General features: G+C 57.8%; 24 protein-coding genes and 1 tRNA gene. 14 read left to right on the forward strand and 11 right to left on the reverse strand.

The annotated features are described in order from the left end of the window. Positions 1–63: 63 nt before the first annotated feature. Positions 64–1,710, reverse strand: a complete 1,647-nt coding sequence (locus KORM41_RS16965) for a SulP family inorganic anion transporter (RefSeq protein WP_068150996.1) — start codon at positions 1,708–1,710, stop codon at positions 64–66. A gap of 35 nt (positions 1,711–1,745) precedes the next feature. Continuing rightward, positions 1,746–2,378, reverse strand: a complete 633-nt coding sequence (locus KORM41_RS16970; RefSeq protein WP_068151000.1) for a carbonic anhydrase — start codon at positions 2,376–2,378, stop codon at positions 1,746–1,748. Between the two features lie 162 nt (positions 2,379–2,540). On the opposite strand from KORM41_RS16970, the gene KORM41_RS16975 reads away from it, so the two are divergent. The 8 genes from KORM41_RS16975 to KORM41_RS17010 all read left to right on the forward strand — a co-directional run bounded on the left by KORM41_RS16975 (position 2,541) and on the right by KORM41_RS17010 (position 11,517). Beyond that, complete coding sequence (locus tag KORM41_RS16975) at positions 2,541–3,512, forward strand: hydrogen peroxide-inducible genes activator (protein ID WP_068151003.1); 972 nt, start codon at positions 2,541–2,543, stop codon at positions 3,510–3,512. A 353-nt stretch (positions 3,513–3,865) separates the two neighbouring features. Next, positions 3,866–5,593: a diguanylate cyclase gene (locus KORM41_RS16980; protein WP_082720024.1), complete on the forward strand. Its 1,728-nt coding sequence runs from the start codon at positions 3,866–3,868 to the stop codon at positions 5,591–5,593. A gap of 30 nt (positions 5,594–5,623) precedes the next feature. Then, the gene (locus tag KORM41_RS16985; protein WP_068151009.1) at positions 5,624–6,523 is read left to right on the forward strand and encodes a patatin-like phospholipase family protein; all 900 of its coding nucleotides are present in this window, start codon (positions 5,624–5,626) and stop codon (positions 6,521–6,523) included. Positions 6,524–6,647: 124 nt separating this feature from the next. Further along, a complete protein-coding gene (locus KORM41_RS16990) occupies positions 6,648–7,886 on the forward strand; it encodes a cytochrome P450 (protein WP_068151012.1) in 1,239 nt (412 codons plus the stop codon). 11 nt (positions 7,887–7,897) lie between these two features. Next, positions 7,898–8,554 (forward strand): hypothetical protein, encoded by a 657-nt coding sequence (locus KORM41_RS16995; protein ID WP_068151016.1) that lies wholly within the window; start codon positions 7,898–7,900, stop codon positions 8,552–8,554. Next, positions 8,551–9,126 (forward strand): hypothetical protein, encoded by a 576-nt coding sequence (locus KORM41_RS17000; protein ID WP_068151017.1) that lies wholly within the window; start codon positions 8,551–8,553, stop codon positions 9,124–9,126. Before KORM41_RS16995 ends, KORM41_RS17000 begins: the two co-directional genes overlap by 4 nt. Further along, a complete protein-coding gene (locus tag KORM41_RS17005) occupies positions 9,126–10,541 on the forward strand; it encodes a Dyp-type peroxidase (RefSeq protein WP_068151021.1) in 1,416 nt (471 codons plus the stop codon). The genes KORM41_RS17000 and KORM41_RS17005 overlap by 1 nt, the downstream gene beginning before the upstream one ends. Before the next feature lie 433 nt (positions 10,542–10,974). Further along, positions 10,975–11,517: a hypothetical protein gene (locus KORM41_RS17010; RefSeq protein ID WP_156432032.1), complete on the forward strand. Its 543-nt coding sequence runs from the start codon at positions 10,975–10,977 to the stop codon at positions 11,515–11,517. A gap of 19 nt (positions 11,518–11,536) precedes the next feature. Here KORM41_RS17010 and KORM41_RS17015 read toward each other — a convergent pair. Continuing rightward, positions 11,537–11,613, reverse strand: a tRNA-Arg gene (locus tag KORM41_RS17015). 167 nt (positions 11,614–11,780) lie between these two features. Here KORM41_RS17015 and KORM41_RS17020 point away from each other — a divergent pair. Further along, a complete protein-coding gene (locus tag KORM41_RS17020; protein WP_068151027.1) occupies positions 11,781–13,319 on the forward strand; it encodes a sensor histidine kinase in 1,539 nt (512 codons plus the stop codon). Positions 13,320–13,340: 21 nt separating this feature from the next. On the opposite strand, the gene KORM41_RS17025 is transcribed toward KORM41_RS17020, so the two are convergent. Together KORM41_RS17025 and KORM41_RS17030 are read right to left on the reverse strand one after the other, a co-directional pair. After that, positions 13,341–14,099, reverse strand: a complete 759-nt coding sequence (locus tag KORM41_RS17025; protein WP_231727315.1) for a sulfotransferase-like domain-containing protein — start codon at positions 14,097–14,099, stop codon at positions 13,341–13,343. Beyond that, entirely contained in the window at positions 14,099–15,031 is a 933-nt protein-coding gene (locus KORM41_RS17030; protein WP_068151030.1) for an aminotransferase class IV, read from the reverse strand. Before KORM41_RS17030 ends, KORM41_RS17025 begins: the two co-directional genes overlap by 1 nt. A gap of 104 nt (positions 15,032–15,135) precedes the next feature. Between KORM41_RS17030 and KORM41_RS17035 the strand changes: the two genes are divergently transcribed. Beyond that, entirely contained in the window at positions 15,136–15,927 is a 792-nt protein-coding gene (locus KORM41_RS17035) for a thermonuclease family protein (protein WP_068151033.1), read from the forward strand. A gap of 63 nt (positions 15,928–15,990) precedes the next feature. On the opposite strand, the gene KORM41_RS17040 is transcribed toward KORM41_RS17035, so the two are convergent. The 3 genes from KORM41_RS17040 to fdxA form a co-directional block, all read right to left on the reverse strand. Continuing rightward, positions 15,991–16,872, reverse strand: a complete 882-nt coding sequence (locus KORM41_RS17040) for an RNA polymerase factor sigma-32 (protein ID WP_068151036.1) — start codon at positions 16,870–16,872, stop codon at positions 15,991–15,993. Between the two features lie 194 nt (positions 16,873–17,066). After that, complete coding sequence (locus KORM41_RS17045) at positions 17,067–17,564, reverse strand: CarD family transcriptional regulator (RefSeq protein WP_068151039.1); 498 nt, start codon at positions 17,562–17,564, stop codon at positions 17,067–17,069. A gap of 422 nt (positions 17,565–17,986) precedes the next feature. Next, positions 17,987–18,322: a ferredoxin FdxA gene (fdxA, locus tag KORM41_RS17050; RefSeq protein WP_068151042.1), complete on the reverse strand. Its 336-nt coding sequence runs from the start codon at positions 18,320–18,322 to the stop codon at positions 17,987–17,989. A 228-nt stretch (positions 18,323–18,550) separates the two neighbouring features. Between fdxA and KORM41_RS17055 the strand changes: the two genes are divergently transcribed. Beyond that, positions 18,551–19,006: a hypothetical protein gene (locus KORM41_RS17055; protein ID WP_068151044.1), complete on the forward strand. Its 456-nt coding sequence runs from the start codon at positions 18,551–18,553 to the stop codon at positions 19,004–19,006. A 6-nt stretch (positions 19,007–19,012) separates the two neighbouring features. Here the strand turns inward: KORM41_RS17055 and KORM41_RS17060 are convergent, their stop codons facing one another. Together KORM41_RS17060 and KORM41_RS17065 are read right to left on the reverse strand one after the other, a co-directional pair. After that, entirely contained in the window at positions 19,013–19,405 is a 393-nt protein-coding gene (locus KORM41_RS17060; protein ID WP_068151047.1) for an RNA-binding S4 domain-containing protein, read from the reverse strand. A gap of 129 nt (positions 19,406–19,534) precedes the next feature. Continuing rightward, complete coding sequence (locus KORM41_RS17065; RefSeq protein WP_068151050.1) at positions 19,535–22,444, reverse strand: helicase-related protein; 2,910 nt, start codon at positions 22,442–22,444, stop codon at positions 19,535–19,537. 191 nt (positions 22,445–22,635) lie between these two features. On the opposite strand from KORM41_RS17065, the gene KORM41_RS17070 reads away from it, so the two are divergent. From KORM41_RS17070 to rpmB, 3 genes are all read left to right on the forward strand, one after another. Beyond that, the gene (locus KORM41_RS17070) at positions 22,636–24,393 is read left to right on the forward strand and encodes an amidase (protein WP_068151054.1); all 1,758 of its coding nucleotides are present in this window, start codon (positions 22,636–22,638) and stop codon (positions 24,391–24,393) included. Next, positions 24,390–24,905 carry an O-acetyl-ADP-ribose deacetylase gene (locus KORM41_RS17075; protein ID WP_068151056.1) on the forward strand — a complete coding sequence of 172 codons (516 nt, stop codon included), beginning with the start codon at positions 24,390–24,392 and terminating at the stop codon, positions 24,903–24,905. Before KORM41_RS17070 ends, KORM41_RS17075 begins: the two co-directional genes overlap by 4 nt. Before the next feature lie 136 nt (positions 24,906–25,041). Beyond that, the gene (gene rpmB / locus KORM41_RS17080) at positions 25,042–25,329 is read left to right on the forward strand and encodes a 50S ribosomal protein L28 (protein WP_068151058.1); all 288 of its coding nucleotides are present in this window, start codon (positions 25,042–25,044) and stop codon (positions 25,327–25,329) included. A gap of 73 nt (positions 25,330–25,402) precedes the next feature. On the opposite strand, the gene KORM41_RS17085 is transcribed toward rpmB, so the two are convergent. Further along, positions 25,403–26,398 (reverse strand): esterase-like activity of phytase family protein, encoded by a 996-nt coding sequence (locus KORM41_RS17085; protein WP_068151061.1) that lies wholly within the window; start codon positions 26,396–26,398, stop codon positions 25,403–25,405. Positions 26,399–26,403 lie beyond the last annotated feature (5 nt).

The raw sequence follows: 26,403 nt of genomic DNA on the forward strand, positions 1-26,403 counted from the left end.
CACCTGTGGCAAAAAAAATGGGCGCCTCGCAGGGCGCCCAAGTTGGATAGGAAGAGTGAATTACTAGGCCGGTACAGCTGCGCCAGACAGCGTATCGGTTTGATCTTTTTCAATCAGGTTGGCCGCTTCCTTGAGAGCCACCTTGCGGTTGTCGAACCAGTGATCGTCCGACATGGCCGTTGCAATGGCCAGGCCATCGATCACGGACCGGACCTCTTTCGAGGCACCAACGAAGAACAGGCCTTTGCCGGCGTGGGTGGCATCTTCAACGATGGTTTCAACAGCCTTCGCAGCCGACAGGTCCAGGAACGGTACGCGGGTGAAATCCATGATCAGGATACGCGTGGAGCCGTCAGCCTTTTCCCGTACGTGGTGACCAAGGTCAGCCGCCGCACCGAAGGAAAGCGGGCCGCCAAAGTCAAAGAGGGATACACGGCCGCCAAGCTGGGTCAGAAGCTCACGCTCTTGTGGGTCAACCACTTCGCGGTCGATCACCTGCAGGTTTTTGATCTGCTGCTCGGAGAGCTGCTTGATGAAGGCGAGAGCCGCCAGCACCACACCCACTGCAACAGCGGTGATCAGGTCAACGAATACAGTCAGGCCAAGCACAACAGCCATCAGCGCCAGGTCCCAGCGTGGGCCCTTGTGGGCACGCTTGAGGTACGTCCAGTCGATAATGTCGTAGCCAACCTTGATCAGGATGCCCGCGAGTGCGGCGTGTGGGATCAGGGAAGCCACAGGGGCAAGCACCAGCGCAATCGCGAGAAGCACAATACTGTGCATCATGCCGGAAAGCTTGAACTGGCCACCAGAACGGATGTTCACAACCGTCCGCATGGTGGCACCGGCACCAGGCACAGCACCAAAGAGACCGGCAACCGCGTTACCAATGCCCTGGCCCACCAGTTCCTTATTCGAGTCATGGCGCGTACGCGTCATGTTGTCGGCCACAAGGGAGGTCAGCAGGCTGTCGATCGCACCAAGAAGCGCCAGAAGGATAGCCGCTTCAAAAACGACGAAGAGCGAATCCTGCGAAAAAGCCGGCATGATGAAGGACGGCAGACCCGTTGGCACGTCACCAAGGATCGGCGCACCGGAGAACATCACCGACAGGCCAGTCGCGATGGCGAGGGCCGCAAGTGGTGCGGGGATCCATTTGCCCAGGTTTTTCGGCCAGAAGAAGACGATGGCAAGCGTCAGCACACCGATGCCGAGAGCAACCAGGTTCGGGTCCATCACAGCACCCGGAATGGAGGCAATGGCCGGAATCGTGCCGCTGCCTTCTGGCTCGTGACCAAACAGGCGCGCCATCTGAAGTGCAATGATGATCACACCGATACCGCTCATGAAGCCCGATACAACGGGATAGGGCACAAGCCGGATAAACTGGCCGAACTTGAAGATCCCGAACAGGATCTGGATGATGCCTGCCAGTACAACCGCGGCAAACACAAGCGCCGGGTCACCGGCGAGGGTTGCAAATACGCCAGCGAAAACAACAACCATCGGGCCGGTTGGGCCGGATACGTTACTGCCTGTGCCGCCGAACAGGGCAGCAAAGAAGCCGACGATAATGGCGCCGTAAAGACCCGCAATCGGGCCAGCGCCGGACGCTTCACCAAAGGCAAGCGCCAGCGGCAGCGCCACGATGCCGGTCGTCAGACCGCCCATCACGTCGCCGCGCAAATTGCTAGTGGGGATGAATTTCATTTTCTTGTCCTGCTGTCTTTTGTGAGACCGCCGCGTTACGCGACGGCTTTCTGGTCAGCCAGCGATGTGAAGTTGCCAGTGTCCGCGTCATAGGCATGCACTTCACCGTGACCAATGTCATAGACCCAGCCGTGCAGCTTGATCTTGCCTTCAGCCAGGCCTGCTGCCACCACAGGGTGGGTGCGCAGGTGCTGAAGCTGCAGCAATACGTTTTCTTCCGTAACCGCCTTCAGGAAATCCTTGCCTTCAAGGTCAGGGTACTTGCGGCGGGCAACAGCAACGGCAGCGCGACTGTGCGCCAGCCAGTTGGACACGTGCGGGAGTTCAGTCAGCGCCTCAGGGTTGATGGCACCTTTCATGGCGCCGCAGTCAGTGTGGCCGCATACAACAATGTCGGTCACGCCCAATACTGCCACAGCAAACTCGATCGATGCCGTGTTGCCGCCGGTGTGGGTGCTGTGGGGAGGCACGATGTTACCAGCGTTCCGGCAGATGAACAGGTCGCCAGGCTCAGCCTGGGTGATCATGCCTGGGTCGATACGGCTGTCAGCGCAAGTGATCATCAGCACTTCAGGGCTTTGGCCCGATGCGAGATCCGCAAACAGCTCTTTGCGCTCTGGGAAAACTTCGTGTTTGAACTTCAGTACGCCGTCAACAATTTTGTCCATCATACTCTCCTGGGAATCTGGGCCGCCCACCCGCTGGGAAGAAACCGGGTGAACGGCAGAAATACTTCGCTGGATACGATGTATTGAGAGTCATGTGATAATTCAATTGCCATATTTTCATATTTTATGATAGATAATAGCTATCACATGAATGAGGCAGCCATGGCAGACATCGGACACCCAACGCTTAAACAGCTCAATTACCTTCAGGCGGTGATCAAGGCGGGCAGCTTCCGCGGCGCGTCCCAGAAGCTGGGGGTATCGCAGCCCACTATCACGTCCCAGATCGCTGCCCTTGAGGAAGCGCTGGGCATGACGCTTCTGGAGCGGTCGCGGTCAGGCACGATTCCGACGGCCGCAGGGCGGGACCTGATCCCGCACATCACCAATATTGAGACGGAGGTGAATGCGATCCGCGAGCAGGCACGCTTTGCCAGCACTGGCGGCAGCGGCGTTCACCGGATGGGCGTGCCACCAACGCTGGGCCCCTATTTCCTGCCAGAGGTGCTCTCCGAAGTTCATGCTGCAGACCCGACGCTGAGGCTTTATGTGCGTGAAGCTACCCCCCGGGAACTGGAAAACGGCCTGATCGATGGACGCTACGACCTGATTCTCACCACCATGCCGGTTGAGATCGGCGGCCTGGTGGTCGAGCCCCTGTTCGGCGAGCCGTTCAAGCTGTGTGCCCCACCGGACCACCCCCTTGTCGGCAAGGGCATGGTGAATGCCAGCGCCATCCGCGGGGAACGGCTTCTCGCGATTGAAGAGCGGCACCGGCTGTTCGAGCAAATGCAAGCCATGGCGAACCAGTTCGGGGCCCATCTGATGCGCGATTATGAAGGCACCAGCCTGGATACCGTGCGGCAGATGATCGGCACAGGCTTTGGCCTTGCCTTTCTGCCCGCGCTTTATATCCGAAGTGAGATCGACCCCAGAAATGACGTCACGGTATTGGAACTGAGCGAAACCCCATCCGACCGGGACGTGGTGCTGGCCTGGCGACCGACAGCAGCAAAGCGACAGCTATACCGCTCGCTCGCCAGCCAAATGCGCCGCGTCTGCCGCGAAAAACTGTCGGAATGCCTGCATGTGGCGGCGCCCCAATCCGCAGGCGGATCTGCTGCAGCGGACTGATAGCCGTCACGTCACAACCAAGGGCATGCCGGCTCTTTTATCATACCGCCTGTACCGAAGGCACATGCGGGACAATAGCCTATTTGCGCGACTTTCGAACAATAAATAGCGTGAACCAGACAAAAAGCCTGTACTGAGCATCCAAATCCATACTAAAATTATATAGTTTTTCTCGGACACATCCCAATTAACGGATGCATTAGTTGCGAAATACCAAAAAAAATGAGGGCTTTATCAAATTGTTTTGCTAGATTGGCTTCAAGAAGACCTTGGTGGGGGCATCAACTTTCGTATGAGGCCGGATTGGGAACCCTTGTTCCTGCTTGTGATGAATAAAGTGTGGTAAAGCGACTATGGCTTTTTGGAAATTGATGCTGGCATCCCTGTGCTTTGCGCTCTTGACGCTGTCGCAGTCAGTCCAGGCTGCAGCACCTGTGGAGATAGACGGCCTCCGGTCAGTCATCGATGTTACGCCGCATCTGGATATCCTGGAAGATACTGACTATCAGTTCAGCGAGACCGACCTCAGGGACGCTTTCTTCGATGCGCGGTTCGAACCCCTATACAGGGGTGCTGCCAACTATGGTTTTTCGAAATCCGCCTGGTGGGTGCGCTTCAGCGTGAAAAATAGCGGCGACAAGGCCGACAAGGTGACTTTCAAGCTCGACTATCCGCTCCTTGACTATGTCGATGTCTGGGTTTTCTCCGGCAAGGAACTGATTCAAAGCTGGGAAACTGGCAACCGGCGCGCCTTCGACAGCCGCCCCATCGGCCACCGCGATTTCCTTTTCCCACTGACGGTTGAGGCCGGCGAACAGCAGACCATCTACATGCGGGTTCGTACGGACGGGCCTGTCAATATCGGCCTGTCGCTATACGGCCAGCATTCCCTGTTACCCAAGATCGAACTTGAGTATCTGGCCTTCGGTGCCTATTTCGGCGGCTTCCTGTTGCTGGCGCTGTGTATTTCACTTCTATATCTGGTGGATCGCCATCTGGCGTTTCTCTATTACCTGACATACATCTTGAGCTATAGCAGCTACATGATGGCTTTCAATGGCCTGGCGTTCCAGTATCTGTGGCCAGACGCACCAGAATTTGGACAGATCAGCCGACCTATCCTGCTGACGCTGTCGATTATATTCCTGCTGCAGTTCTCAAGGTCGCTTCTGGGCATCAAAAGCCTGTCGCCGTTTTTACATCGCGCCGTTACCGGCCTGCAGCTTGTCCTGATGCCAATCCTTCTTTTGGTGCCTTTCGTCGGCTATGGCGCCCTGGTGATGCCGCTGGCAATTCTTAACCTGGTTGCTCTTGGCCTCGTGTTGGCGATGGGTGTCACAGCCCACCTGCGCGGCGAAGCAGCGGCACGCTATTATCTGATGGCCTGGTCTGTGTTCCTTGTGGGGCTTCTGCTTTACCTGCTGAAGGTCTTTGGCCTGTTGCCGCACAATTTCATCACCCATTACGGCTTCCAGGTCGGGTCTTTCTTCGAATTTATCTTCCTGTCTGCAGCCCTGGGCGTGCGGGTAAAGCAGCTCAGGCACCAGTCGCACATCGACACGCTGACGGGCCTTGCCAATCGGCGCCATTTCGATGAAGAGCTGCAGGCGGAATTCAATGTCAGTTCCCGCCCCGAAGCTGAGCTGTCGCTTCTTGTCATCGACGTGGACAACTTCAAGGATTTCAACGACCAGTTCGGCCATGCCGCTGGGGACGAAATTCTGCGTCACCTCGGAGAGGTCTTCAATACCCAGATCCGCCGCCCAGGAACGGCATACCGTTATGGCGGAGAAGAATTCACAGTGCTCTTGCCCCGTACTAGCAAGGAAGCAGCAATCCTTCTGGCCGAGCGGCTGCGGGAACAGGTTGCCGGGGACCCGGCGCTCAAAACAGTGTCTATCAGCATCGGTGTGGTCAACTGCCATGACAGCAAATTCGCCACCGCCGCCGACTTTTTCGACGCCGGGGACGAGGCGCTCTACCGGGCCAAGGACGCAGGTCGCAACTGTGTAGCCACCTATCGCCCGCAGGCCAAGGACCAGCCTGCCCCGGCAAGCGCTGCCGATACCGCCCCCGCCTGAAAATAGACAAGATAGACAACGGGGGGCGTCATGACATCGGGCGACACCAGGATTGAAAATCTGGTTTTCGAAGGTGGTGGTGTGCGCGGCATTGCCTATGCCGGCGCGCTGAAACTTCTTGAAGAGCGGGACCTCATGCAGGGGGTGACAAAGGTTGCAGGGTCATCGGCAGGCGCGTTTGCAGCTCTCCTCCTTAGTCTTGGTTATTCATCGGACGGCCTTCGGGACGCCCTTAAGTCACTTCAATTCAAAACCCTTGAAGACAAGCCCAATCCGATCCGCATTGCCACCCACTATGGGCTCTATAAGGGTGAAGTGCTATATGACTGGATCGCGAGGCAAGTCACCAGCCTGGACCTACCGGAAAATATGACATTCGCCCAGCTGGCGAACGAGGGTGCGCGAGACCTGAAGGTTTTCGCGACTGACCTGAATATCCGCAACACCCGCGAATTTTCGGCCGCAGCAACACCTGATGCGTCTGTTGTGGGGGCTGTACGGGCCTCCATGTCGATCCCGCTGATGTATGCCGCCTGGCAATTCCCCGACAGCATCCCGAACAACCATATCTATGTAGATGGCGGCACTGTCTATAATTATCCGATCAATGCCTTTGATGGGCCCGGCGGCGTGGACGACCGCACGCTTGGCTTCTGTTTCAGTGGTCGCAGCTACGAACGCGAAGACCTGGAACTGGACAATCTTTTTGAATTCACCAAAAGTCTGTTCGCCACGCTCCTGAGTGCCCAGACAATCGATTTCGACCGAGACCCTGAGCAAACCCGTCGCAGCGTGATGATTGACGATCTTGGGTTCAAGGCCACAGACCTTGGCCTTTCTGCAGAGAATTTTGATCAGCTCTATACCGCCGGTTACCAAGCAACAGAGCGATATTTAAAGGCGCGGTCAAGCCTGGATACAACCCTTTAAGCTGACCGCCTGTTCAGGAAACTGGACAGGCTCGCGCAGGTTGGATAGTCTCATCCTGTGACGGAAAGTCACAAACATGCCGTGGGGGCGGCATATGGATAGGCACATATCAGGGGGTTACCGCATGAAGCCAGCTGCGGGGACAGAGAAGCTATCCAGCCATCAGGATAAACGACCAGGACCAATAGCCCAGTTCCTGACCACACTCGTTGTCCGCCGGATCATTCCAGGCACTTTTGCCATTCTCAGGCGTTTCGCGCCCGCGTTCCGGTTTCCTTTCACCAATACCGTCATCGTCACCAGCTTCGACCTGGTGCAGGAAGTATTCAGCCGCCAGAAGGATTTCCCGGTGCCCTACCAGCGCCAGGTGGACTATCTGGACTGGGAACCAACCTTCCTTCTGGCGATGAAAGACACGCCCGCCTACTGGGAAACTCTTGAAAATGTGAAAAAGCTGTGGCGCACCGAAGACCTGAAGTTCGTTGGCGAGATCGCGAATGAGGTCAGCAATGACCGGCTTGATAAGGCAAACGGCAAGATCGACGCGATCCAGGACCTGATGGTGCCGGTGACCGAAGCAGTGATCGACCGCTATTACGGTGTGCCCATCCCTTTGGAAAAGCGCGCAGCCTTCTTTAATGGCTGCATGCATGTGGCAGGCTTCCTTTTTGGCGCTCAGTCCACCGCACCCAAGGTGGTCGCTGCCGCACAGGAAGCGGTAAAGATCGTGTGGGAAGTGATCGACGGCGCCATCGCCGCCGCCCATAAGAACCCGCTGCCGGACACCACGATTATCGGCCGCTGCCACAAGGACAAGATCGTCGACGACCAGGCGCTCAGGTCCTACCTGATGGGCATGATCATGGGATACCTGCCCACCAACACGCTGGCGAACGGCCATGCGCTTGACGTCATCATGAACAACCGTGACGCTTATGCGACCGCGATCGGTGCCGCCGAAGCAGACGACAGCGACCTGATGCTGCGCTCGGTCCATGAAGCGCTGCGGATCAGCTATATCCTGCCCGGCCTGTGGCGCACGGCGCCCGTGGACCAGGAAATCGGCATCGGGTCCAAGAAGACATACAAGATCAAGAAAGATCAGTTGATTTATATCTCTGGCATGTCAGCCATGAAGGACAAGCGCCGGATTGTCGACCCGAACAAGTTCGATCCGAACCGGTCGCCCGACGTCTATATGGTTTATGGCTATCACTTCCATTACTGCGTGGGCGACAAGATCGCCGACACCATGATGGAAGAGATTTTCACCGCCATCTTCAAGCGCAAGCCGAAGGCTGGGGGCAAGATGATCTATAACGGGAATTTCCCCTGGAACTTCAATCTTTCTTATAAAAATTAAGGGGGTGCGCCATGCCGCTTGTTCCCATTCATTTCAAGGGCAAGTCCAACCCCCTGACCGTGATCACGCCGGTCAAAAAGGGGTGGGGCCGCTTCCTGACGAACGCCATCCTGTTCGTGTTCCATCACCTGCCGCTCGGGGTGGTCAAACAGCTGGCCTTCATCCATTTCGCCCGCTGGATTCTGATCAAGGGCAACAAGCTGCCGCGCCTGAGCGAAGACCAGCCGGTTGAAGACAACTGGCCCTACGATTTTTATGTCTTCACCACCAACTTCAATGGATCGTGGGACCAGTATATCGACGCTTTCGGCCGCATCCATGCGGTCTCCAAGGGCCTGAATATGCTGTGGTACACCAGCGAAGGCTTCCCCGGACCCTGGCCGATGCGGCTTTTCAAGCGCTATATCCATTATTTCACCGCGCCACAGCATCTTTACTACAACGCCTACCCAGGCGCGACCGTGCGCGATATCGATGCCGCCACCAAGCTGAACGCTGAACTTGAAGCTTTCCTTGAAGACACGAAGGACGAGATGGACGACGCCGAGTTCGGTCGCCGCTACCGCGCCTTCGTCAATCAGGTATCGCCGTGGCTTGGCAAAACCGGGCTTGAAGAAAAACACGAGGCGCTTGCCCACCGCGCCGTGCCGATGGAGCTGAGCCAATGACCGATCACAGTTTCCTGACCGTCATCTCACCCATTGAGCATCGCCGCAATGACCCGGACGGGCGTGAGGCCACCATTCGCAAAACGCTGCTGGCGCATGAACAGGACGATAGCCCCTTCACCGATTGCCCGATGGTGCATATGGCCCGTATCCAGATTCTGGATCAGGCTGTGCCGCCCATGGGCGACACGTCAGGTGCTGCGCTCAAAAGCAAATATCTTCTGTTCGCGATCGATATCGACGGCCGCGTGGATGACTTTCTCGACAGCCTCTACAGGCGCGATGCTGACTTCGTCCACAATGTTTGGGGCCAGTGCATCGGCTACCCGGACTTCAAGGGTGCTGTCTTTTTCCGGCGCTATATTGACGCCTGCAGCTTCAGTAACCCGCTTGGCTATGCGGGTTTTGACTTGAGCGTGGGGGACACGCTTCTGATGCTCACACGCAAGAACGCGCTCGCGGACTTTGTCTCGGCCCATCAGGGCAAGAGCGACAAAGAGCTGCAGGCCGCCTGGCGCAAAAGCCGCGCGGACCTCGCCACCCCCAATCTGCCAAAGCCGGGAAGTTTCTGATGAGCAGCACAACGATCAACACCAAAGACATCCAGGGCATTTTCAAGGGTTTTGGCCTGGCGTGGCCCAAGGGGCGCTTTTTCTTCCTGAACTACAAGAGCGACAAGGCGGGGCGCGCGCTCCTTAAGCACCTCTGCCCGCTCACCAGCTTTCATGACCTCAAGACAGTCAAGCCGGATGTGTGCGTAAACGCCGCCTTCACGTGCGCAGGCCTTGAGGCGCTCGAGCTCGATAACGACCTCCTTTATAGCCTGCCGGAGGATTTCCGCGACGGCATGCGCAGGCGGGCCAGCATCAATGGCGACGCGGGCGACAGCGCCCCTGAACATTGGGAAGACATCTGGGAAGGTCACCAGGTTCACCTGTGGGTTGGCGTCTATGCTCGCACCGACGCCCAGCTCAAGGACTGGGACAAGGCCTTCACCACCTGGGTATCCAAGACAAAAGGTATTTCCATTGTCGGCAGCCAGGATGTCAGCCGCCTTGTCTCCAGCCCCGATGTGCCGGTCTATCTCGAAGACAAAGACAGCCAACCGCAAAAACCTGTGCTGCTGGAGCATTTCGGCTTCAGGGACGGCATCGGCAACCCGCCGATCAAAGGGCTGAATGACAAGCACATCACCGGCGGCGGACGCATCAATGCGAAAGGCGAGTGGGAGGACTTCCCGGCGGGCGAGTTCCTCCTGGGCCATGTGGACACCAATGGCGAGATCCCGCTCGCGCCCAAGCCGGACGGCTTTTCAAGAAACGGGTCCTTCATGGTGCTGAGGAAGCTCGAACAGAATGTGGACTTGTGGCGGGACTATATGAAGGGCCAGGCCAAGAAACTGGATGCTGACGCAGATGATATCGCCAGCCGCATGGTGGGCCGCCGGCGCGACGGCACGCCGCTGATGCCAGCCCATGACGATTTCGATTTCAAATATTCATCAGACCCCGAAGGCCGGGTGTGCCCCCTGGGCTCGCACATGCGGCGCACCAACCCGCGCGACAGCTTCGGCGCTGATTTCGGCTCGCTGCTGGTGGACCGGCACCGCATTCTTCGTCGCGCCATCACCTATGGTGAGCTGGTCCCCACCGGCAAGACACAGGCGGAAGTGAACGGCGAGGAGGGCCAGGGCCTGATGTTTATTGTGCTGAACGCCAGCATCTCGCGCCAGTTCGAATTTGTGCAGCAGCAGTGGGTGAACTACGGTAATGAGTTCGACCAGGGCAATGACCGCGACCCCATTATCGGCACCCAGTGCGGGCACGACCAGATGGTGATCCCGGGCGACAATGCCGCCGGACGCGAAACAATGGTGTGCGACGCGCTGCAACAGTTCGTGGTGTGCAAGGGCGGGGACTATTTCTTCCTGCCAAGCATCAGCGCCTTCACGGCCCTCGCCTCCGACGCGGAAGGCTGGCGGCGGTAAGCTTTATATGGCTCCCCAAACGACAAAGAAAATGTGGCGGAACAATCTAAAGCTTTTTGCTTATGGGTGGGTGCTACTGTTTATCTCGATGGTACTAATCAGTAACGGGTACAAATGGGGTTTCCTGGTTGTCGCAATTGGTTGGCTTGGTGGGGGTAATTTACTGGTATTTACGGTCTGGGCAACTCGTTGCCCAGCCTGCAACAAACACCTTGTACTGAGGAACGCCTTTTATTCGAACCCCTTTTGGGCACCGAAACACTGCCCTCGCTGCCAAAAAGAATTGCCATGAACTTTCACCTGGTCCTCGATGAGTTCCTCAGAGAGTTTTAGGAAATACATGGCCAACTTCGACCTGAATGCGGATAAAATTATCGCATTCTAGATTGGGGGACATCATGAATTTCCGTGAAGAAATTAAATGGGGGAAACAGTGAACCGAATTGAACGGTATCTACTCAACGAAGCCAAGAAGCTGGGCAAAGGCAAGCTCTGGCTGGGAATTGTTGCGTCAGCGTTCCTAGGAATTGTCATGCTATTGGTGGACGGGGCCAAATCAAACAAGGCTTGGCCCGAAGAACAAGAGCTAGATATTGCGACAGGCAGCGTAACTCAAATCCAAGAACAACGAAAAGATGTCCTCTTCAATCTCTCAAATAGCCCGTATACTTTTCAGTATATGCCACTCTATGGCCGCAAACGACAAGCTATCGAAGATGCGCTTCGGCAACCAAACGGGGTTATAACCGTCCGCTTCCAACTGGACACCAGCATCAATGAGCTTGGCATTCAGCGAAAATACCAAACAGTCCTTGCGCTCAGTAACGGTCAACAAGAGGTTTTGAGCTACGCCGATTCACAAGCCACTTTCGCATCAGACCGCAATTTATTGCCCTGGTTAGTAGGACTTGCACTGTTCGGGCTCGTGGTTTTCGCCTACCAGTTGCGGCTGCTTAATAGAAACGGGACTCGATGAACCGCCCCTGTTAAAATAGTGGTGACCCCGACAGGATTCGAACCTGTGGCCCCCAGATTAGGAATCTGGTGCTCTATCCTGCTGAGCTACGGGGCCATGCCATGGCATGCCTATGCGGTTTAGCCGCAATCCAAAAGCGGGTCAACCATGTCGAAGCAGGCACGCGGCGGCAGGCGCAAAAAATGCAGAAAACTGCGCTCTTCTTACAGAATATTAACCTATTCCGCGTCTGATATCCTTGTAGCTCCTGTTGAGGAATCACTGTGGATTTTCACCGACTTGTCGCACCGGTCTTCATTGCGGTTGCCGCCAGTATCGCGGCGTTCGTTGGTGTTGTAATTGTTGCCGCATCACTGCAGGACGACGCGGCACTGGATGCTGAAGCCAAAGTGATTGAGCAGGATATCGCCTCCCTTCCCAAGTCCCTTGGGGTCCTGGCTGAAGACAATGCCTGGTGGGACGAAGCCGTTACCAACATCACGCTTGAAGAAGACATCGAATGGATGGACACCACCATCGGCGAGTCTGTCAGCGGCATTGAGGATATCCATGGCCTGCTGGTTGTCCGGCCGGACGGCAGCCTGGTCTATTCCAGTTTTGTTGAAGACCTTCCAGCGCCCCATGTGCTTCTGGATGGCGGCTTTCAGGATCTGGTCCGGTCGCTGCCGGAACCCAAACCACGGGAACCGGTCAGCCAGTCCGGCTACCTCCTGGCTGACGGCCAGTTGCTGGCGTTCGGCGCGAGCCTTGTCCAGAACACAGGTACAAATGACCTTGATGACGAGGTGGCAAAACATGGTCACCCGGCGATCATTTTCATCGCCCACCTGTCTGAAATGCGCCTTCAGGGGATGGGCGCGGCCAACGCCATTAAAGGCCTGTCTCTGCTCGACCACCCGGGACGCGCGGATACAACATTACCGGTCATAGATTTCACCGGTAAACCTGTGCGGTATCTGACATGGCAAACGGCGGCGCCCGGATCAGAGATGATCAGTAAGATGCTGCTGCCCGCCGCCATTCTCTTGCTGATTGTGGTGCTGGCCATGGCGCGTTTCATGCGCCGTGCCAACCAGCTGTTCCGGGAGCTTGAAGGCGCCAACAAAGCCAAGTCAGCCTTCCTGGCCTCCACCAGCCATGAAATCCGCACGCCGCTGAATGCCATCCTTGGCTTTACCGAGCTGATGTCGCTTGAGCTTTACGGCAAGGTGGAAGGCGAGAAGAACAAGGAATATCTGACACTGATCCGCCAAAGCGGCGAGCATCTCTTGTCTATCATCAACGATATCCTTGATATTTCCAAGCTCGAGGCCGAACGGTTCGATATCTATGCCGAGAAGGTCGACCCCATTCTGGTGGTGGACGCCAGTTGCAAGATCATCCAGGCGCAGGCCAATGAAAAGCAGATCGAACTGACCAAAGTTTGCGAGCCGGCAGAGCTTTATAGCGACGAACGGATCATGCGCCAGGTGTTGATCAACCTACTGTCTAATGCGGTGAAATTCACCGAACCCGGCGGACAGATCATGGTTTCCGGCCATGTCGTGAAAGGCCGCTACCAGCTGGTGGTACGCGATACCGGGATCGGCATGACACGCGAGAACATCCAGAAAGCCCTGTCTCTCTTTGGTCAGGTGCAGGGCGAATATGCGCGCAACCACACCGGAACCGGCCTTGGCCTGCCGCTTGTCAGCCGATTTATGGAACTGCTTGGCGGCGATTTCGCCATCAGCTCCGTGCCGGGCGAAGGCACCACCGTCACGCTGGGCTTCCCACTCTACGGCACCAAAGATCAGGCCTGACCAGCTGCGCGCAGGGCCCGGTCAAATCCGGTAGCGGCCCATTTCCTCATAGATGGGCATGGCGGCGTCAGCGATGCGCTTGAGGCTGTCGTCCAGCTTTTCAAATTCTGCCTCGCGGGAGGCATCATTCCGGCCGGCAAAGCCGGTTGACCGTTCCACCCCCGCATACCACCAGGGCGCCCAGACACCGTCACTATCGCGCGGCCCCTTGGGCCACGAAAGCATGGCCGCATCAAATGGGATATCGAGCGCCTCGCAAAGCCGCATGAGCGCGCCTTTTGGCTCCGCCTGCACATCGGCGCTGTCGATCACCGGCGGCGCCTTGCCGATACGGTCCGCGACCATGTGGAACAGCTCCAGCTGGCGCTCCAGGCCCAGGTCCTTCAGCGTCACGTCCGGCCGCGATTTGATATAGCTCGCCAGCATATGACGCGGGTCCCGCACCAGGAAGGCGTTCCTGAAGCCCTTCGTCCAGTCAAGGCCGATCGAGGGCAGCATATGGTGGCACATATGCTTTTGGTAAAAGATGCTTCTGCCCGCCGGCAGGGGCGCCAGAAGGTCATCCACCACCGCCTGCCAGCTGGTGGGTTGCTCCTTCAAGATCAGGTCACGCCCCGGGTGGTCAAGCCCCGTTTCCTTCAGGTAAACGGCATAGAAGGGTTCATCCACCACGATGGTATCGGCCCGGTTTTCAAACGACCGCATCATGGCGGTCGAGATATTCCGGGGGCCGGACCACATGGCGATGCGGATGCTTTCGCCGGTCATCTGGTCTGTCATCAGCTGCGCCCCTTCGCGACCTCGGCCTCAATCCGCGCCTTGTATAGCCCGCGCAAGCGCTCAACCATCGGGCCGGGCATGGCGGCGCCCTCATCACCAATGGTGCGGCCGTCCACATCCCCCACCGGTACAAGGCCCGCGAAGGTGCCAGTGACAAATGCTTCGTCCGCGCCATATACATCGGTCAGGCTGAAATCTTTCTCGTACACCGGGATGCCCGCGTCACGCGCGCATTCAATCACCATGGAGCGGGTGATACCGCCCAGGCAGTATTTCCCGCTTGAGGTCCAGACCTCGCCGTCACGCACAATGAAGAAGTGCGTGCTGTTGCAGGTGGCGACAAAGCCGTGCGGGTCCAGCATCAGGGCTTCGTCCGCGCCCGCCTTGGCGGCCTGGATGCAGGCGGTAATGCAGTTGAGCTTCGAATGGCTATTGAGCTTCGGGTCCTGCACGTCCGGCGCGCCGCGGCGCACATGCACGGTAAAGAGCTTCAGGCCTTTCTCCAGCGTGGTCTTGAGCGGCGATTTGAACTCAGGAATGATCACGATGGTCGGATCACCGATGGTCACGCGCGGGTCCTGGTAGGGCGTGGCCTTGATACCGCGGGTAACCATCAAGCGGATATGGCCGCCCTCCGTCATCTGGTTCCTGTCTATGGTCTCATAGAGGCGGGCCTTGAGCTCAGCCGGCGTCAGCCCGATATCCATATCAATCGCCTTTGCGCCTTCATAAAGCCGCTTCATATGCCGGTCGAGGAACGCAATCACACCGCCATGAACACGCAGGCCCTCCCACACGCCATCACCCAGAATGTAGCCACTGTCGAAGACCGAAACCTTGGCGTCTTCGCGGGCGAAATAATCGCCGTTCACATTGATCTGAATATCGCGGTTGCGGGGGTCGTCTTCATAGTCGTGCGTACCGTGCGCCATAAGATTTCTCTTTATGCTTTCTCTTTTGTTTTCTGTTTCTCGGCCTGGCCCAAAAGGGCTACAGTCATCCAGGTCCGATGGGCAAGTCAGGGGGAGGATGAAACATGATGCCATCAAGGGCAATCCTTATATTGGTCGCGATGCTGTCTGGGCAAGCCGCTGGCGCGGTCGAGCTTGACCGAACGGGCCTGGAGGATTGCGGCAAGGTCACCGGGACGGGTGCCATTGGCGGGGCGCGCTTCACCACCACCGACGGCCAAACCGTCAAGCTGGCGCTGGTCAAGGGGCCGGAGCTATGGAAAAAGGGCGACCCCTACAAGAGCTGGCCGCACGCCGAAGCAGCGCGCGCGGCACTCCTCGCGCTGACCGATGGGCAGGAAATCACGCTTTACTGTGAAGGTGCGAAGACCAATCGCGAAGGCGAATTGGTAGCACATGCGCTGCTGGCAGACGGGCGCTGGCTACAGCATATGCTGGTTGAAGACGGCCATGTGTTTGTCTTCCCGCGGCCCACGCGCAGACGGGGGCTGGAAGTGCTCTATAGGGCCGAAGACCAGGCCCGCGCGGACGGCAAGGGCCTGTGGGCCTATGATAACCTGAAGGCGGTCGATGCACTGGGGCCGGATGTGCGCACCGGGTGGTTCCAGATCGTACGCGGGCGGGTTGTGGGCGCCAATGAGGTTGGGCCCACCATCTATCTGAATTTCGGTGAGGACTGGCGCACAGACTTCACCATTGAAATCCCGGGCTCCGCCAAGCGGCACTTTGACAAGGCCGGGTTGGATCCGTTGGCGCTGGAAGGCAAGGACGTGGAAGTGCGCGGCTGGATCGATTTCAAGGGCGGGCCCAGGCTCCTCCTTCAGGGGCCGGGGCAACTCCGCACCATCGCGCCATAAGCCGGCAAATAAAAAGCCGGGCGACGAGCCCGGCTTCTGTGAATTGTGGGAGAGGCAAAAGGCCTAGCCGCTGGCAAGGCCCGCCATGCGTGGGTCGCCCACCTCAGAAATCAGCGCCTGCTTCAGCTTGCCCAGCGCCTGCGCCTCCAGTTGGCGAACACGCTCCTTGGAGATACCCAGCTGATTACCAAGCACGGCCAGCGTCACACCCTCTTCGCGGAGCTGACGCTCGCGAATGATGAAGCTCTCACGCTCTGTCAGGCTGCCCATGGCGCGCTCGATCAGCGCGGCCTTCTTGGCCCCATCGACATTTTCCATATATTCCTGATCCGGGCGCGGGCTTTCGCTCACCAGAAGGTCCTGCCATTCCTGGGCGCTTTCATCCGCCACCGGCGCGTTCAGCGACCGGTCAACACCCGACAGGCGGCCTTCCATGGCTTCCACGTCCTTCAGGCGCACGCCCATTTCGTCCGCGATCTGGTTGCGGGACCCCATGGAAAGCGGCCGGTCCGGGTCAACACCCATGCGGGCCTTCAGGCGCTTCAGGTTGAAAAAGAGGGCTTTATGGGCGCTTGTTGTGCCCGTGCGCACGATCGACCAGTTCCTGAGAACATAGTCCTGCACAGCGGCGCGCACCCACCAGCTTGCATAAGTAGAGAATCTCACATCCCGCTCCGGCTCAAACCGGTAGGCGGCTTCCATCAGCCCCACGGTGCCTTCCTGGATCAGGTCAGCGACAGGCAGGCCGTAATGGCGATATTTGCTTGCAGCGGCGATGGCCAGGCGGAGGTGCGCTTCGGTCAGCTTTTTCAGCGCGTGTTCATCGCGCTCCTGCTGCCAGGAAAGCGCCAGTTCGCCTTCCTCATCCCGGTCCAGCATAGGGACCTTCATAGCAAAGCGAATAAGCTTCCGGTCATCACCGGTGGCCCAGTTTCCACGACTCATTCATTCCCTCCCAAGAATTAATGTGATCGATTAATGTCGCGCATTATGACCCTAAAAGATTCAAATTGCAGCAACTTTTTTGGGGATTCTTAGTTTAGCGTTCCTTTGTCACGGGATTGTGTCTTTCCATACGAAAAAGCCCGCCCCCGGGATCACCAGGGACGGGCTTTTTGAACGTGGTCTGAGCCGTTTGCTTAAGCGGCCAGCTCTTTTTCGAGCTTCACCATTGCTGCGGCTTCGTCGATGTCTTCGACCGCAGCCAGTTCACGCGCGAGGCGACCAAGGGCCGACTCGTAAATCTGGCGTTCGCTGTAGGATTGCTCGGGCTGGTCAGCGCCGCGGTGCAGGTCGCGCACCACTTCCGCGATGGAAACCAGGTCACCGGAATTGATCTTTGCTTCATATTCCTGCGCCCGGCGACTCCACATCGTGCGTTTGATGCGCGCTTTGCCCTTAAGCGTCGTGAAGGCTTCCTTGAGCGTTGCGTCCGAAGACAAGCGACGCATACCACTGGCTTCCGCCTTGGTCGTTGGAACGCGAAGCGTCATGCGCTCTTTTTCAAAGCGGATGACATAGAGCTCAAGTGCGAGACCGGCGATTTCCTGGGTCTCAAGCTCGGTAATGCGGCCTACGCCGTGCTTCGGGTAAACGATATAGTCGCCAACTGCATAAGGATGTTTTGATTTTGCCATAGTGGTCCTTAGTCCTTCTTTACATTAGCCGGCCTACCTGTGTAGGGTTGGACGTCCTCTCGGGCATGCACGTTTCCCCATTTGGGGTCGGCAGAGGCTGTCCGGGCGGGCAATAAAATTGCGCCGACCCTGCACTGGGCCAAAAAAAACCGTTGCTGCCCCAGCTCCGGGAGCGCAAACAGGCTTTAAAAAGCGTTTCAATTATAGGCGGTTCCAGCCACCACACAGCTAAAGGCTTGGCGCCCTTATTGCCGCGTCAATCACCGTCTTATACCACAAATTTCACTAATATGACAGTGGAAAGATGCCTGTATTTGGCTCTATTGCTGGATTTTAGACGATTTTACACGAAAAAGGGCCCCGCCGATATGGCCGAGCCCCTCAGGAATCATTGCTGCAAAAGCAATAAATCAGGCGAAAAATCAGTCGCCCTTGCCTGGATTGGTCGACAGAAGCTCTTTCTTGCCTTCCTTGCCTTTCCAGTCATCCGCGTCAGCAGGCGTTTCGCCCTTGACCGTGATGTTCGGCCATTCCTCGGAATATTTGGTGTTGATCTCGAGCCATTCCTCGAGCCCGTCTTCGGTATCAGGCAGGATGGCTTCGGCCGGGCACTCAGGCTCACACACGCCGCAGTCGATACACTCGTTCGGATTGATCACGAGGAAGTTCTCGCCCTCGTAGAAACAATCCACCGGGCAAACCTCAACGCAGTCCATATATTTACATTTGATACATGCCTCAGTGACAATATACGTCATGAGTGTCTCCTTAACTGTGCCTGTTCGCATTCAGCCGGGCTGGAAGGCGGCTGTGCGATATAATCATTAGTTCGCTTTATGCCCAAAACAATCCCCCCTCGCAACGCCTTTATGTGCAAGCGATTCTTAACTCACGCGAATGTTTGGCTTGCCTAGCGGTCCAAACGTATGACTGGACATGTTAATGTTATGATGTAACATTAACATTCTTAAAAGATGGGGGCACTCATGAATCGAAACCTTCGTTCATTCACAGCAGCATTTTTGTTATGCCTTTGCTTGTCCGCATGTGATTGGTCGGAGGAAGACACCTACAGCCAAGTCTATGCCGATAGTGGCATCAAGTTTGGCGGGACATTTATACACATTAATCACCCAGTCACGGGCATTGAGATCACTCACGGCATAGATTCATCGAATCTTCGTCTCACAATAGCCGAATGCTCAGGAATTTCCATTGACGGCACCTATAACCCCTTTGCCTTCCTGGGGAACTTTAAGTCTCAGCTATCCCGTGAAATCGGCGAAGGAGTGTATGAAGGCACCGCGCCTGGGAGTTTTATATTTGTGCGCGAGATGGGACCTCGCAAGGGAACAGTCAACAAAACAACCATCAGCCTCTCGTCGCAGGAGATGAGCTGTGGCCTTCGCTGGTTTCACGAAAACGTAGTACTTTATGAATAAGGCGGCCTAACGGTCCATCAGCTTGTCGATGGCGCGGCGTTCGGCCTTGGTGGGGCGGCCGGAGCCTGCTTCGCGGAGCGCGGGGGCGGTTTTGGCTTCCTCGCGTTTGGCCTTCACCTGTTCTTCAATGGGCGACAGGTCTTCATAAAGCGCCTGGGCTTCCGTGGCTGGCCCGCGGCGCTCACCACAGGCCAATACCTTCACCACGCGCACGTGCGGGCCTTGCGGGAAGGTCAGCACATCCCCGGGCGTAATAGTGGTTGAGGCTTTCTTTGAATGCTCGCCGTTGACGCGCACCTTATGCGCCTTGCAGACCTTGCTGGCGAGCGAGCGGGTTTTGAAGAAACGGGCGTACCAGAGCCAGAGGTCCAGCCGGATTTTATCGCCCGTTTCAGTCATTCAGAATGCTCCACAGTTTCGTCATTCGCCAACTTGATTGGCGAATCCATGGACTCGCCGGTCAAGCCGGCGAGTGACGATGGTAGTTACAGAGCGCATGCTGCCATAACAATGACGACCAAAGCGTGCTTATTTCTTTTTCTCAAGGGATTCCTTGAGGCCCGCGAGGGCTGCGAAAGGCGAATCCGGATCGGCTTTCTTTTCGCGCTTCGGTGGACGCGCCGTGTGGGTGCGTGGACCGGATGGCTTGCCACCCTTACCTTTACCCCGACGATCGCCGCCTTTACCCTGTGGCTTGCCACCACCCTTGCGTTCACCCTGTGGGCGGCCGCCTTGTGGACGTGCCTTGCGCTTTGGTGCCCAGGCGAAGAAATAACGCTCAACCAGTTCGGCATCGCCTTCAGCGGCTGCTTCAGCCTCTGGTGCTGCAGCCTCGGCTGGAGCCTCTTCGGTTTTGGTTTCTTCTGCGGGGGCTTCCTCAGCCTTGGCATCTTCCGCAGGCGCTTCAGCCGTCGCCTCTTCAGCCTTCTCAGCTTCCGGCGCTGCCTCTGGCGTTGCTTCAGCAGCAGCTTCTGGCGCGGCTTCTTCCTTCGCTGCTTCTTCTTTGGATGGCGCCGGCACCTGACGCACTTCGTGCTTGTAGCCCGCAGCCGCCATCACTTCGGCGAAGTCTTCGCCAGACAGGCCCACAAGGCCCATGATCTCTGGCGTTACTTCGAACCAGTCGCCGCCCTGGCCCAGCGGCCGCACGGCGTCTGCGAGACGCTCGAGCATGTCCATACGAACGGCTTTCTTGCCCACAACGGTAAAGCCCGCGAGTTCATAGAAAGTGTTCGGGGCCGTGGCTTCCGTTTCCACCCACACCATGCCCGGTGTCGGCAGGCCCGGCAGGCCGTTCAGCTTGCCTGCCATCGCCCACATCATCAGGCGGAGCTCGATGGCGTGTGGCTTCAAGACAAGTGGAATGTAAAGCGAGGACGCACCAATGCGGATACCGAACCGGCGCAGGCCCTTGCGCGCTTCCTGGTCCAGCTGGCGAAGGTCGCCGTCCACTTCCGTGCGTTTCATCACGCCGTAGTTTTCAAGAAGGCGGTAGGCCACGCCGCGCGCCAGGCCCGAGAGCGGCGCCGCACCTTCAGGGGCCTCGGTCTCGCCGTTCAGTTCCTGCGCCAGCTTGATAAGCGGCTCAAGCTTTTCAGCGATCCGCGTGTCCAGCCATTCCTGGGTCTTTTCAACAACCAGGTCGGCGTTTTCACCCTGCAGAAGGCTTGAAGCAACCAGCTTCACGCGCGGGCCAAACAGGGCGCCGCTGTCGTGAACGGTCGCGATCGGCGCGCCTTCCCACATGATTTTCGGGTTTGCCAGGCCTTCGGAAAAATCGAAGGAGAGCGTTTTATAGCCCACATTGGCGAACAGTTTCGCCCGGCGGGTCAGCTCTGCCTGCAGGGCGGTTTCCGCTGCAGCCTTCAGTGTCTTTTGTTCGTCCGGGGCGGCAGAGGCCTCCACGCGGAAGGAAAAACCGTTCAGTTCGCCGATTTCATGTCCTTCGACAGAAACCTGGTTCGTCTCGTTATCAATGCTCACGCTAAGCGTATCCCTGTGCCTAAGCGAGCGCATGAGGACCGCCGTGCGGCGATCCACAAATCGCTGTGTTAACTTTTCATGCAGCGCGTCCGACAAGCGGTCTTCCACACTGCGCGTTACATGGGCCCAATGGGCCGCATCCCGAAGCCAGCCTTTCCGGTGGGAAACGTATGTCCATATACGGATACTGGCAATTCGACCGGCCAAGGTATCTATGTCGCCGCTTGTATTGTCAAGCCGCTTGACCTGCCGGGCAATCCAGTCATGCGGGATGGTACCGGCCGGCCCCATCAGGTCGACGTATATTTTGCGCAAAAGTGAAGTATGATCTTCCACGCTCAGCTTGCGGAAATCAGGAATTTGGCAAACATTCCAAAGCCTTTCGACAGATTCCTTGGTCGTGGCAAGCCTTGATATCTCATCGTCGGCGCCCAGCTTCTTCAGCGCCATCAGGTCAACCGTGTCCCTGACCCGGTGCAGGCCTTCGGTACTGACAGGCGCCTCCAGCGAGCGCACAAGCCGGGGAATCGTCGAAAAATCAAGCCGGTGATTCCGCCAGTAAAGCCGTTTGACGGGCTCGAACTCATGCTCTTCGATCTGGGCGATCATCATCGGATCCATGGGTTCACCCCCACCCCCGAGTGTCGAGAACGTCCCGTCCTTCTTATAGCGGCCGGCGCGACCGGCGATCTGCGCGGCCTCAGCAGCTGTCAGGTCACGGAAGGTGCGGCCATCGAATTTACTGAGCCCCGCGAAGGACACATGCCCGATATCAAGGTTAAGCCCCATGCCGATGGCGTCGGTGGCCACAAGGTGGTCCACTTCGCCGGAGGCATACATTTCCACCTGGGCGTTCCGCGTGCGGGGCGAAAGCGCGCCCATCACGATGGCGGCGCCGCCCTTCTGCCGGCGGATCAGCTCTGCCATGCCGTAAACGTCAGATGAGGAAAACCCGACAATGGCGCTCCTGCGCGGCAGGGCGCGCATCTTGGCTGGCCGGATATGCTTCAGCTCTGAAAAGCGCGGGCGGGTAATGATCTCGGCTTCGGGGATCAGCTTCCTGATGAGCGGGCGCATGGTCTCCGCACCCAGAAGCAGCGTTTCGTGACGCCCGCGGCTGTGCAGCAGATGTTCAGTAAAAATATGGCCGCGCTGTGGGTCTGCGGCCATCTGGATTTCGTCAATCGCGATGAAATCGGTGGCGGCCATTCGGGGCATGGCCTCAGCTGTGCAAAGGAAATAGCGCGCGCCCTCGGGCACAATGCGCTCTTCGCCCGTCAACAGCGCGACCTGATTTTTGCCCTTGATCGCCACCACACGGTCATAGACCTCGCGCGCCAAAAGCCTGAGCGGGAAGCCCATCAGGCCGGAGGCATAGCCCATCATCCGGTCCACCGCATAATGGGTCTTGCCCGTGTTGGTGGGGCCAAGTACTGCTTTGATGATGCCAGCCATAAACTACGCCTGTTGGAACAATGGAATGGGCCGAGTTTTAAAGAACCGCGCCGATAGGCACAACGGAATAATAAGGTTGCATTTTACCCATTAATTGAACCTTCATACTGTGCGCGTTAGTCTGTTGAAATGAATATGGAAATTCAGCCATAGCCCCTGTGGGGCATGTGTGCAGAAAAAAGTGCAAGCGAATGAGCCAGGATAAAAAACTGAACAGACGCCAGATTCTGAAAGGCGCCTCCGCGCTTGGCGGCATTGCCGTGGCCGGGGCAGCGCTTGGTCAGGACACCCCAGCGCCCCAATCCGGCGAACCCCCATTGCCGCGCCCGCAGGACCTGGCAGGTGCAGAACGGGTTTTGGCCGTTCAATATACGCCCGAAGAGCGCGCGCTACTTTTTGACAAGCTTGAGAATATGATCGACCGGGTGCGCGCCCGCCGCGCCAAGGTGCCGCTGGATAATGACGACGCACCGGCCTTGGTGTTCGACCCCCGTCTGCCGGGCGAAAAATACCTGATACAGGAAAACCGCGTGGAACTGGGTTCGGTTGATTTCGGGCCGATACCCGCAAGCGCGGACGACATCGCCTTCGCTCCACTGGCGGCACAAAGCCATTGGCTGAAAACCGGGCAGCTGACATCCAGCCGCCTGACGGACATTTACCTTGGGCGCATTCAGGCGCATGCGGGCAAGCTTGAATGCTTTGTCACACTCCTCACGGACAGTGCACGCGAAGCCGCCTACCGGGCCGATATCGATATTCGGTCGGGGCGCTACAAGGGGCCGCTGCATGGTATCCCCTATGCGCTGAAGGACCTTCTGGATACCGCCGGTGTGCGCACCACCTGGGGGGCCGCCACCCACAAGGACCGGGTGGCCCTGACAGATGCGGTTGTAACAAAGCGGCTTGAAGAGGCTGGCGCCATCCTCCTGGGCAAAACAACGCTTGGCGCGCTGGCGTACGGCGACAAATGGTTTGGCGGCATCACCAGAAACCCCTGGAACATGGCCGAAGGCTCATCGGGCTCAAGCGCCGGATCGGCGTCTGCAGTGGCGGCGGCCCTGTGTTCGTTCGCCATCGGCACGGAAACCCTGGGGTCAATCGTGTCACCGTCCGCGCGCTGCGGCACCACCGGCCTCAGGCCCACCTTCGGACGCGTCGCGCGCACCGGCGCCATGGCGCTGTGCTGGAGCCTGGACAAAATCGGGCCGATCTGCCGGGGCGTCGAGGACACCGCGCTGGTGCTGGGCACCATCAATGGTGGCCACAAAGATGACCCGAGCTCCTACGACTGGGGCTTCCGCTATGTTGGCCGGGAAGCCGTGGCGGAAACGCTGCGCGTTGGCTATGACCCCGCCTGGTTCGGCGAGGATGCAACAGACCTGGACCGCATGGTGCTCGACCAGATCAAGGAACTTGGCTATGAACTGGTCCAGATTTCACTGCCGAAGCTGCCCTATAGCTCGCTTCTTGGAACGCTTGAGGTGGAGGCTGCCGCAGCGTTTGAGGATCTGACGCTGACAGGCCGCGACGATGAGCTCAGCTGGCAGGAGGCCCGCGCCTGGCCCAGCACGTTCCGCGCGGCCCGCTTCCACTCGGCTGTCGAATATCTGCAACTGACCCGCTTTCGCCGCCAGGTGATGGAAATGATGGCCGAAAAATACCGGCAAGTGGATATCATTGTCTGCCCGAATTTCGCGGGCGACATGCTGATTACCACCAACTATACCGGCCATCCCAGCCTGACCCTGCCTGTCGGCATGACAGAGCGACCCACCATGCCGCTCGCGGGCCAGGAGATAAAAGCCGGCAAGCCAAGAACTGTGCCGCACACCATCACGCTGTGGGGCAATATGCTTCGGGAAGACCAACTGATCGGCCTTGGCTGGCTCCTGGAACGCAACCTGAATTTCGCCAAGAACCGCCCAAGCCTGACCCTGCCATCATGATCCGCGTGGTTGTGGGCGACATCACCAAGCTGGAGGTGGACGCCATCGTCAACGCCGCGAATGAGGCACTGGCACCGGGCGGCGGGGTGTGTGGCGCCATCCACCAGGCGGCTGGGCCGGGCCTTGCGGCGGAATGCCAGGCTATCGGACACTGTGAGACTGGCCACGCCAAAATCACCGGTGGCCACGGCCTGCAAGCCCACCATGTTATCCACACAGTCGGCCCCGTCTGGCACGGCGGCGATCAGGGCGAGGCCGATTTGCTCGCCAGTTGTTACCGCCACAGCCTCGACCTTGCGGACAGGCACAAGCTCATATCCATCGCTTTTCCCGCCATCAGCACCGGCATCTTCGGTTATCCAATTGACAAAGCTGCCCGCGTGGCTGCGAACGCCATACAAGGCTGGCTTGATGAGCACCCCAGCACCAGCCTTTCAGATGTACGGATGGTCTGTTTCAACGATGCCGACGCGCATCACTACAGCACGGCAACCGCAGAAAACAGCCATTAAGGCTTGACCCCCCAGTGCGAATCGCTTAATACCCCGCGAGCTAATGCCGAAACGGTCTTAGCGATATTTGGTCATAAAGATTCGTCGGTTATGCCTAAGGCATTGAAAAACCGATAGAAAAACAAGGATAAAGATCATGTCGCGCGTATGTGAACTGACCGGCAAAAAAGTAATGACTGGTAACAATGTGTCTCACGCACATAACAAAACTCGTCGTCGCTTCCTGCCGAACCTGACTAAAGCAACTCTCCTGTCCGACGTTCTGGGTCGCTCCGTTAGCCTGCGTATTTCCACGCACGCTCTGCGCTCCGTTGAACACAACAACGGTCTGGACAACTTCCTCCTCAAGGCTCGCGACGCAGACCTGTCTGCGAAGGCGCTGAAGCTGAAGAAGGAAATCAAGAAGAAACAAGCTGCTGCATAAGACCTTTTGGTAAAGCACAAGTTTCATGAAGCGCTGCGGCTGAGATGCTGCGGCGCTTTTTCATTATGAGTGTTCAGCCTTCAAGGGCAAACATCAACAGAAGCGTTCGCTGGCTTGAGCTGAAATTGTCGTCGGACAGCATATAGACGAGCGTCGTGCCATCAGGGGCCACACCCACATCAAGGCCTTCCAGATTGTCCACCGTCAGCGGCGGGGATAGGTGCGCAAGTTCCGTCCCCACAAGCGTGGCGCCGGGGCGAATATCTTCTGCCGAAATGCGCAGCAGCTTGATCGCCACACCGTCGACAACCGAGTAGAAGCGTGTCAGCAGCAGGATATCCCCGTTCGGAAGCAAGGCCGCATCTGTGGGGGCAAAATTCTTCGGGCGCTTGAAAGAGAGCAGATCGACACCATCTTCACCCACCAGCCACACGCGCGACAGACCATTCACATCCACACCGCGTTCAGCGAATGCCAGCAGGCGGCCATCCTGAGTCCAGCTGATGGCTTCCATGCCGCCGTTTTCAGTAATACCGGCGAAATCCATAATGGCTGCGGGTGCCCATGGCGTGGGAATGCCGCCCGGCCTCGCCATTTCCAGCCTGTGGCGCTGTTCGAACGAAACCAGGAAGCCGTCGCCCGCACGAACCAATCCTTCGGCATCAAACTTCTTCTTGCTGTCTTCGGGTATATTGAGATCAAAGGGCACCAGCTCGGCATCCGTGACGGGCTCACTGGTCGCTGGATTGAAACCGGCGATGAACCAATCGCCCTGGTCGCTGATGGCAACCAGTTTACCATCCTCCGAGATCGTCAGGCCGGACAAACCGCCAAAGCGGTCATGCGGTGACGTCAGGGCCCAGCCCGCAACGTACGTGAGGGCACCAACACGCTTTTGTCCCGGGTCGGCTTCATTCAGCGGTACCGGCGTAGCCCGCAGCTCGATCCCAGCAGGTGCCGCCAGCGCCTCCCCCAGGTCTGGCGCAAGCAACTGGCTTTTAAAGACAAATGCCAACCCCGCGACCACAAGGACCAGAGCCAGCAGGATATTGGAACGATGCTGTTTCACGGGCG

The sequence above is a fragment of the Kordiimonas lipolytica genome, assembly GCF_001550065.1.